We start from the raw sequence: 9,126 nt of genomic DNA, 5'->3' as shown, positions 1-9,126 counted from the left end.
GCCGTCATGCCGGGATTGTCCGGATTGTCGAACCAGAGGCGCGAGCGCAGCTGATCGGGTGTGCGACGGTGAGGCCTATCAGCCATTCTTCATATCCTTCTTTGCAATCCAAACTCAATTGAGCTTTGAAGTCCGCCAAGGACGCAAACTACTGGGCAGGCCCACTAGCCCATTGCATTCATCAGCCGTTTATCCGTTGGGGCGCGGAGACGCACCCTCATAGGCGGCCTCCAGGATCGTGCGATAATCCGCCTCGCTGGCCGGGCGCGGATTGGTCGCGGAAGAGTGATCCTCCACGGCGCTTTTGGCGATTGCCGCAAAGCAGTCCTGGGGAACTCCCATCTCCGCCAAGGTGGATGGCATGTCGAGCCGCGCATTGAGACCGCGGACGTAATCCGCAAGGCTTGCCCCCACCTCCAAGCCAAGCCTCTGGCGGATCGTCTCGTACTTCGCTTCAGAATGGCTCCCGTTGAACTCGAGCACGTAAGGCAGCAGCACCGCGTTCAATGTGCCGTGGTGCAGTGAAACCTGCTTCAACCCACCCAGCGGATGAGAAAGTGCGTGAACGGCGCCCAAGCCTTTCTGGAACGTTAGGCCGCCTTCCAGCGCCGCCATAAGCATCTCGCGCCGCGCTTCACGGTCGCTGCCTTGAGCCACAGCTCGTTCGATGTTGTTTAAAGCCCGGACCAAGCCGTCGAGCGCGATGGCTTCAGCCGGTGGGTTGAAGCGTGGGCTCAGGAAGGTCTCGATGCAGTGCGTGATGGCGTCCATGCCTGTGGCGGCCGTCAGCATCGGCGGCAGACCCATCGTGAGTTCTGGATCGCAGACGGCCCGCTTAGGTATTAGGTGGGGAGAGATGAATCCGAGCTTGCGGCCATCCTTGAGGGTGATCAGCGCCGCGCGGCCAACCTCGCTGCCCGTACCGGCTGTGGTGGGAATAGCGATCAGCGGAGCGACCGCCGAGTTGATCTTCGGGATGCCGCCCAGGATGGCCGCATACTGTTCCAAAGGTCCCTCATGGCTTGACAGAAGGGCTACGCCCTTTGCTAGATCGATTGGGGAGCCCCCTCCGATGGCGATCAGGCCGTCGCAACCATTGGACCGGTACAGTTCGAGGGCTGCCAGAACTGCAGCCTCGGTAGGGTTCGGGGGCGTGTCGGTAAAGACTGGAACATTTTGCCCTCCTGGCAGAAGTTCCTTGAGGCGGTCAACGAGACCAACACGCGCGATGCCGGCATCAGCCACGATCAACGGAGCCTTGATGCCAAGTTCGCGCAGATCGTCCTTCAGCCCAGCCAAGGCGCCGAAGTCGAACCGGATGGTGGTCAAGTATGAGATTAAAGACATGTTGTTACCTCCCGTCTTTTTTGTTTTCGAAGTCGAGCTAGCGTGACGCGCTTGCCTTGCCGATGTAGGCCAGACTGAATTCCGACCGGCAGGATCCTCACCTAGCACCAGCCGCCGTCCACGACGAAGGTCTGGTTGGTGCACATCCTGCTGTCCTCAGCCGCAAGCCAGAGCGCCATGCGGGCAATGTCGGCCGGATAGACCTTCGACTTGAGGCATTGCTTCTGCTCGATCTCCTTCTCGGCTTCGGGAGTGACCCAGAGATCCAGCTGCCTCTGAGTCATGACCCAGCCCGGAATGATGCAGTTAACGCGAACGTCGTGGGGCCCAAGATCGCGCGCCAAGCCTCTTGTCAGCCCCTCGACTCCTGCTTTCGCTGTCACATAGACAGGCATGCCGCCCATACCGATGCGCCAGCTCAATGAGCCGAAATTGATGATGGATCCCTTCCGCTTCCGGATCATGCCAGGGGCAACGGCCTGGGCGGCGAAGAACTGATGACGCAGGTTCACAGCAATCCGGTCATCCCAATACTCAACCGTGACATCCTCGATCTGGTGCCTCTCGTCGTGAGCCGCATTGTTCAGGAGAATGTCGACATCTCCCACGGAACCCGTGAATTGGCGGATGCTGTCCTTCACGGCCTCGATATCGCGCAGATCCGTCTCGAAGAAAGTCGGCCTTGCGTGCCCAGCGTCGGCAACCTTGGCGACGACAGCTTCCGCAGCCGGCCTGTTGATGTCGATGAAACCCACCTTCGCACCCTGTGCGCAGAATTCCTCCACGTGGGAGGCTCCGATGCCGGATCCACCTCCTGTGATCAGAACGACTTTGTCACGCAAACTCGGGTAGATGGCGAAATTTGACATTGTTCATCCTCGTCGATTGTTACAAGCGTTGTTAGTCTTAGACGGCTCTGGGTCTACACGATGACCAAGGGGTAAGTCTTAGTTGCAGAGGATAGCGGCCTCGAACCATGACATCCCCCATTCCCCTGCCTGCCGCTCACCAGCGCTGGTGCACGTAAGGCCGGATCAGGCGATCATAGATGAACTTGGCGGTGTCCATCTGTTCAGCCGACAGCACAGGCAATTCGGCGGCCCTGGCGTTCGAGACGGCCTGCTCCGGGTTGCGGGCTCCCGGAATGACTACAGAAACAGCCTCGTGCATCAAAATCCAGCGAAGTGCGAAGTGCGCCATGGACACGTCGCCTACGACAGCACGCAGTTCCTCGACAGCCTGAAGGCCGACATCGAATGGGACGCCCGAGAACGTCTCACCGATATCAAAGGCCTCGCCGTTGCGGTTGAAGGCTCGATGATCGTCGGCCGCGAACTGGCTGTCGGCCCGCAGCTTGCCTGTGAGCAGTCCGCTGGCCAAAGGCACCCGAGCGATGACCGCCACCTGGCGCTCCTGGGCCAGCTTGAAGAACAGCTCGGCCGGACGCTGGCGGAAGATGTTGTAGATGATCTGGACGCTGACGATCGGGTACTCGAGGGCCTTGATCGCCTCCTCGACCTTCTCGACGCTCACTCCATAATGCTTCAGCTTGCCAGCTTGAACCATTCGGTTCAGCGCCTCGAACACCTCTGGACGATAGTAGATTTCCGTCGGAGGACAATGCAGCTGCACCAGATCGAGCGAGTCGGTCTGGAGCCGATCAAGGGAGGCTTCTACGAATCGAGTGAGCGCCTCGGCCGTATAGCCTTCGGCGACATGGGGAGTGAGCCCTCGCCCCGCTTTGGTGGCGACAATGACGTCGCTGCCCCCACGCTGCTTCAGCACCCGCGATATCAGTCGCTCCGAACGTCCAGCCCCGTAGACATCGGCGGTATCGAGAAAATTGACGCCGGAGTCGAGGGCCGCGTGCAGAGTGGCTTCGGCATCCTGCTCCGATACGTTCCCCCAGCTGCCGCCGATGGCCCATGCACCAAAGCCGATCTCTCCGGCCTGCCAGCCGGTCCTTCCAAACGAGCGCTTGTTCAATGTCAGGTATCCCCGTTGTTATATCCGGTGGAGCAGATAGCCTCCTGCTCCACCCTCTGAACCTTGGCTGTCAATCAGACCCAGCCGCCATCCACCACATATTGCTGATTGGTGCATGCCGAGGCTTCGTCGGATGCGAGGAAAACCGTGAACTTCGCGATTTCCTCGGGCATGAGCTTCCGCTTGAGGCACTGACGCCTCATCAACTCTTCCATGGTTTCGGGCGTCAGCCAATTATCGAGTTGGCGCTGCATCATGATCCAGCCCGGCGCAATGGCATTCACCCGGATGTTATAGGGGCCATAGTCACGGGCGAGCGAACGGGTCAACCCGAGCACGGCCGACTTGGCGGCCGTATAGGCTGCCATTCCGCCCTGCCCGATCATCCATGAGAATGACCCGAAATTGACGATAACGCCTTCATTGGCAGCCTGCATGTCCGGTAGAACGGCTTGGGCCGCGAAAAACTGATGCTTCAGATTTACGGCGAAACGTTCATCCCAGTACTCGGGCGTGACCTCCGGAGTGGCATGGCGCTCGTCATGCGCAGCATTATTGACGAGGACCTGAACAGGACCCAGCGCCTCGCTTACGCGTCCGACAGCCGCGCGTAGGGCCCCGGTATCGGTTAGGTCCGCGTACTCGAATCGAACGCTGAGGCCTCGGTCAGTTAACTCTCGAGCCAGCTTCTCCGATGGCTCACGGGCGATGTCGATGAAGGCAACCCGGCACTTCTGCTCCGCGAAGCGGCGCACGATCGCCTCGCCGATGCCCGTTCCCCCGCCAGTGACGAGAACTACCTTTCCTTCCAAATCAGTGTAGATCGCAGTCATGTCTTTTCCCTTCTGGGCGGTCCGAGCTCGAATGCATGTGCCAGCTGGGGCACCGGTGCGAAAAGGAGCGGGAGAACGTCTCCCGCTCCTGACTTGTCCGTTTCCAGCTCTAGAACGTTTTTGCCCCATTCAAAGGGAGCATGATCGCATAAAGCGAGGTCGTGCCGCAGATGTAGAGACGGTTGCGCTTTACGCCACCGAACACCACGTTGGCCACTGCTTCGGGCACGAGGATCTTTCCAAGAAGGGTCCCGTCCGGATCGTAGCAGTGCACCCCGTCGCCCGCGCTTGTCCAGATTCTCCCCGCCTCATCGAGGCGCATTCCGTCGAACAGTCCTGCAGTCGAGGTGGCGAAGACCTTACCGCCCGACAGGCGCCCATTGTCGGCTACGTCGAACACCCGAATGTGCCGCGGACCATCTTTGACGTGGGTTGCGCCCGTATCCGCCACATAGAGACGCCGCTCATCCGGAGAAAACGCGATTCCGTTCGGGCGTACGAAGTCGTCTGCGACGATCTTGATTTCACCGCTGTGTGGATCTACCCGATAGACGTTGCAGGCCCCGATCTCGCTTTCAGCCTTGTGGCCTTCATAATCCGAATCAATGCCATAGGCTGGGTCGGTGAACCAGATCGCCCCGTCCGACTGCACCACCGCATCGTTAGGGCTGTTCAGACGTTTGCCTTGGTAATGGCTAGCGGTCACCGTGATCGTTCCGTCGTGCTCGGTGCGGCTGACGCGCCTGTTGCCATGCTCGCAGCTGATGAGACGTCCCTGACGGTCCACCGTGTTGCCGTTGGAATACCCAGCCGGATTGCGGAAGACGCTCACTGCGCCCGAGGTCTCGTCGTAACGCAGCATCCGGTCATTGGGGATATCGCTCCAGATGAGATAACGGCCCGCCGGAAAATAAGCGGGGCCCTCAGCCCAACGGCAGCCCTCGTAGAGCTTCTCAAGGCGCGCCGTGGGTATGACCAGACGCTGGAACCGTTCGTCTAGAGTGATGATGACGTCTGTTCTCATGGCACTTCCCAGATTTTAGGCGGCTGACTGCCACCCATGCTGTCATTACAGAATGAACGGGCGGTCTGCTCAAACCGCAGCGCCCGCCGCTCCTTCCTTGGCAAGATTGCGTGCCTCGGCGCTTGCCATAGCAAGCTGCCTTTGACGGCGGCGTTGAAGCTGCTGATCGGCCAGAACACCGAGCAGGATCACCGCGCCCATCACGGCGAAGTTTAGTGAGCTCGGGATGCCCAGCATGTTCACCAGGTTCTGCAGAACCTGGAGAAGCACTGTGCCAAGGACGATCCCGATAATGGAGCCCTCACCGCCTCGAAGCGAACACCCGCCGAGAACAGCCGCCGCAATTGCATAGAGCTCGTAGAAGTTGCCATGCGCGGACGGGGAAACCGATTGGGTATAAAAGACGAAGAATACAGACGAGAGACCAGCCAGCGTTCCGGCAATGACATACGCCCCAGTAATCACCGCCTTCGTGGGGATTCCGGAGAACCGAGCTGCCTCCTCGTTCTTACCGACAGCGAAAAGGTAGCGTCCATACACAGACCTGTGCAGTACCACGCCCATGATCGTGGCGACGATCAGCAGAAAGATGAAGGTGTGAGGAATGTTGTAGGTCCGTCCCGACATGAGCCATTCGAGCGTCTCATAGCTGTCCCCATAGCCAAAGCCCTGAGTTGAATCGGCCGTGTACCATCGGGCGATGCCCCGATACAGTAGCAGACCGCACAAGGTGACCACGAAAGGCTGCATCTTGAGGCGGGTTACGAGGAGGCCGTGAATGCCCCCCAGAGCAACTCCTCCGAGGATGGCGACGACCAACGCGAGGGGCCATACGATTTCGTGGTTGACGAGCATATCCAGGAAGAAGATCCCCAGGAGCGCAAACATGGACCCGACGGACAGTTCAATACCGCCGGTAATGATCACGAGGCCCACGCCAATGGAGATCAGCCCAAATAGACCGATCTGGTTGGCAAGGTTCATGAGGTTGACCTGGGACACGAACTGCGGGTTGATCGCAGCCGTAAGGGCTCCGATCACCAGGATCAAAATCAAAAGGCCGAGCTCTTTCTTAAGCATAGGCGACCAATTCCTCTTTGCTCGGGTTACCCACCGCGAGCGTTAAGATGTTATGTTCGGAAAACTGCGGCCTCTCAAGCTGGCCGCTAATGTCGCCCTCATGCATGACAGCGATGCGGTCGCTCACTCCGATGACCTCCTCCATGTCGCTGGAGATCATGAGGATCGCCACGCCGGCATCGGCTAGATCACGCATGAGAGCATAAATCTCGCTCTTGGCACCTACGTCGATGCCGCGAGTCGGCTCATCCAAAATGATCAGCTTCGGGCGCATGGAAAGCCACTTGGCCAGGACGACTTTCTGCTGGTTCCCTCCAGAAAGAGTCACGGCCTCGGTTGCTATCGAGGGAGCCTTGATGGCCAATGCGCGAAGCTGCTCCTTCGCGACCCCCTCCTCACGCGAAACATCTATGAGCATGGCTGTGGAGAACCGCTTGAGATCAGGGAGCGTAATGTTCTCGGCAATGGACATGTCGAGAAGAAGACCAGATTTTTTCCTATCTTCGGGCGCGAGATAAATCCCATGAGCAATGGCATCTCGCGGCGACCCGATTGTAAGACGTTCACCATCAAGGAGAATTCGGCCGCTTGGTGCGGGCTCCACGCCGAAAATCGTCTGGGCCAGGGACGTCCGGCCGGCTCCGACAAGACCGGCAAGGCCCAGAATCTCGCCTCGGCGGACATGCAAGGAAACCTTTCGCTCTGGAAAAGCTGTGGTGACGAGATCGTGCAGTTCCAGCCCACCCGGCCGAACCCCGACATTGGGGGGAACATAGATTGACTTGAGATCCCGTCCGATCATCAGCCGCACCATCGCGCCATGCGTGATTTCGTCCTTCGCGAGTTCGCCGACCTGCCGGCCGTCGCGAAGGACGACGACACGGTCGGCGCACTGCTGCACTTCACTTAGCCTGTGCGAAATATAGATGATGCTGACGCCCGCGGCCTTGAGGTCCGCGATGACCCGTAGAAGATTCTCGGTTTCGGTTAGCGTCAGGCTGGATGTGGGCTCATCCATGATGATGATGCGCGACTCCATGGAGAGCGCTTTGGCGATTTCCACCATCTGGCGCTGAGCGATCGATAGCTCCTCGACTGAGTCCTCGGGCGTGAAGTCGACACCGAGTTGCATTAAAATCGGCTTCACGCGCTCGTGCAGGGCCGCATTGTCGATCAGGTTGAGAAAGCCGCCCTTGCGGGGCTCGCGACCGATATAGATGTTTGAAGCAACGTCGAGGTTCTCGAAGAGATTGAGTTCCTGGTGAACAAACGCAATGCCAGCGTGGGCGGCATCCTTGACGGTCAGCTCCAACCTTGAAACGCCGTCGATCACGATTGAGCCGGACGAGGGCGACACCACCCCGCCAAGGATCTTCATCAAGGTCGACTTGCCGGCGCCGTTCTCACCAATGAGGCCGACGACCTCGCCTTTCTTGACTGAGAGGTTGACACCGCGAAGAGCCTTTACGCCCGGATAGGTCTTTGTGATCGAGCGTAGCTCCAGAAGCGTATCCGACATGCACAAGCCTCATTCGCACGCAAAGCATCTCGCGCCCTGTGACGATTCCGAACGGAGGAAAAGGAAGGGTCCGGCACATCGGCGCCGGACCCATGAGCCGCTACTTCTTGAGCAGCTCTCTGACCTCTGCAGCGAAGTCCTTGACGTTCGACTTGTCGATCACCTTTGTCGGAATGATCTTCTGCTTGTTCTCCGGGATGAACGACTTGTCGCCTTCCAGGTACTTGGCGAGATAGATCATGGACTGGTAGCCGAACTCGTACGGCTGCTGAACCACAGTCGCGTCGATCACGCCCTCGGAGATGCCCTTGAGGGTCTGCTGGTCTTCGTCGAAGCCGACGATCTTGACCTTGCTTTCCTTGCCGGCAGCCTTCACGGCGTTATAGATCTGCGGGGTGTTGTAAGCCCACAGGCCAACGAGGAGGTCGATGTTCGGATACTTCGTCAGCGTATCCTCGACGTTCGCCTTGGCCTTTGCCTGATCGCCGCCATCCGTGCGGACGTCGATGATTTCGATCTTCGAGCCGGCGATGACTTCTTTGATGCCCTGCAGACGCTCCCGAGCGTTCGCGGCATCCATAGTGCCGACGAACACCATCGCCTTGCCGCCGTTCGGCAGCGCCTTCATCATCTGCTCGCCGGCCTGACGGCCCGCAGCCACGTTGTCCGTTCCGATGTAGAGCAGACGGTTCGATTTGGGGGCGTCGGCATCCTGCGTGAACAGGGCGGCCTTTGAGGCCACCTGGTTCAGGATATCAGTGGAGTTGTCGGGGTTGACAGGGCTGATCGAGACACCCGAGACACCCTTTGCGAGCAGGTCTTCCAAAATGCGCTTCTGCGCGGCAGCCGACATCTCGCCCGGGATATAGAACTCGATGTTGTACTTCGGGAGCTCCTTCTGCGCCTTCTCGGTGCCGCGCCTGGCGATCTGCCAGAAATCGGCGGGAACGTTGACCACGAAGGCCAAAGTCTTCTTGTCCTGGGCGAAAGACGCCTGGGGCATCATGGCGCCGGCCATCGCGGCTGCAGCCATGGCAATCAGGGCTCTTCTACTTGTGATCATAGCGTTTCCTCGTCTGCGAATTTGTATTGTCTTGAGCCTTGCTGCTCAATTCGTTTGCGTCACCGCCGGGCATTCGACTTCAGGTTTCGAGCGAAACCTCGACCCGCGCCGCAAGCTGATTTCAGAACATAAACTTACCTTAAGTCAACCAGTAATAATCATGATCTTAAGGCGTATTCGCAAGTACGCATGCGTACTTGCGAAACTTCTTTACGTCGGATGCCGCACAAGCAGTCGGATCAGCCGAAAGACGATCAATCCAGGGCAGCTTCGA

8 protein-coding genes are annotated in these 9,126 nt (G+C 58.9%); all 8 read right to left on the bottom strand.

The features are described from left to right. Positions 1-189: 189 nt before the first annotated feature. Entirely contained in the window at positions 190-1,347 is a 1,158-nt protein-coding gene (gene gbd, locus JKG68_RS16440) for a 4-hydroxybutyrate dehydrogenase (RefSeq protein WP_202061529.1), read from the bottom strand. A 101-nt stretch (positions 1,348-1,448) separates the two neighbouring features. Next, the gene (locus tag JKG68_RS16435; protein ID WP_202061523.1) at positions 1,449-2,216 is read right to left on the bottom strand and encodes an SDR family NAD(P)-dependent oxidoreductase; all 768 of its coding nucleotides are present in this window, start codon (positions 2,214-2,216) and stop codon (positions 1,449-1,451) included. Between the two features lie 136 nt (positions 2,217-2,352). Further along, positions 2,353-3,333, bottom strand: a complete 981-nt coding sequence (locus tag JKG68_RS16430) for an aldo/keto reductase (RefSeq protein ID WP_202061522.1) — start codon at positions 3,331-3,333, stop codon at positions 2,353-2,355. Positions 3,334-3,407: 74 nt separating this feature from the next. Then, positions 3,408-4,166, bottom strand: a complete 759-nt coding sequence (locus tag JKG68_RS16425; RefSeq protein WP_202061520.1) for an SDR family NAD(P)-dependent oxidoreductase — start codon at positions 4,164-4,166, stop codon at positions 3,408-3,410. Between the two features lie 109 nt (positions 4,167-4,275). Further along, positions 4,276-5,190: an SMP-30/gluconolactonase/LRE family protein gene (locus tag JKG68_RS16420; protein WP_202061518.1), complete on the bottom strand. Its 915-nt coding sequence runs from the start codon at positions 5,188-5,190 to the stop codon at positions 4,276-4,278. Between the two features lie 69 nt (positions 5,191-5,259). Beyond that, entirely contained in the window at positions 5,260-6,270 is a 1,011-nt protein-coding gene (locus tag JKG68_RS16415; protein ID WP_202061516.1) for an ABC transporter permease, read from the bottom strand. Next, the gene (locus JKG68_RS16410; RefSeq protein WP_202061514.1) at positions 6,263-7,789 is read right to left on the bottom strand and encodes a sugar ABC transporter ATP-binding protein; all 1,527 of its coding nucleotides are present in this window, start codon (positions 7,787-7,789) and stop codon (positions 6,263-6,265) included. The genes JKG68_RS16415 and JKG68_RS16410 overlap by 8 nt, the downstream gene beginning before the upstream one ends. Positions 7,790-7,889: 100 nt before the next feature. Next, complete coding sequence (locus JKG68_RS16405; protein WP_202061512.1) at positions 7,890-8,852, bottom strand: sugar-binding protein; 963 nt, start codon at positions 8,850-8,852, stop codon at positions 7,890-7,892. Between the last annotated feature and the right edge of the window lie 274 nt (positions 8,853-9,126).

Source organism: Microvirga aerilata (assembly GCF_016743775.1).
Lineage (GTDB): Bacteria > Pseudomonadota > Alphaproteobacteria > Rhizobiales > Beijerinckiaceae > Microvirga > Microvirga aerilata.
The sequence above is the reverse complement of the archived record's forward strand: the minus strand, read 5'-3'. Positions and strand labels throughout refer to the sequence as shown.

Excerpts from the sequence above, each read along its gene's own strand:
- JKG68_RS16415 (WP_202061516.1), bottom strand. The coding sequence starts at position 6,270 with ATGCTTAAGAAAGAGCTCGGCCTTTTGATTTTGATCCTGGTGATCGGA.
- JKG68_RS16420 (WP_202061518.1), bottom strand. The coding sequence starts at position 5,190 with ATGAGAACAGACGTCATCATCACTCTAGACGAACGGTTCCAGCGTCTG.
- JKG68_RS16405 (WP_202061512.1), bottom strand. The coding sequence starts at position 8,852 with ATGATCACAAGTAGAAGAGCCCTGATTGCCATGGCTGCAGCCGCGATG.
- JKG68_RS16425 (WP_202061520.1), bottom strand. The coding sequence starts at position 4,166 with ATGACTGCGATCTACACTGATTTGGAAGGAAAGGTAGTTCTCGTCACT.
- JKG68_RS16410 (WP_202061514.1), bottom strand. The coding sequence starts at position 7,789 with ATGTCGGATACGCTTCTGGAGCTACGCTCGATCACAAAGACCTATCCG.
- JKG68_RS16435 (WP_202061523.1), bottom strand. The coding sequence starts at position 2,216 with ATGTCAAATTTCGCCATCTACCCGAGTTTGCGTGACAAAGTCGTTCTG.
- gbd (WP_202061529.1), bottom strand. The coding sequence starts at position 1,347 with ATGTCTTTAATCTCATACTTGACCACCATCCGGTTCGACTTCGGCGCC.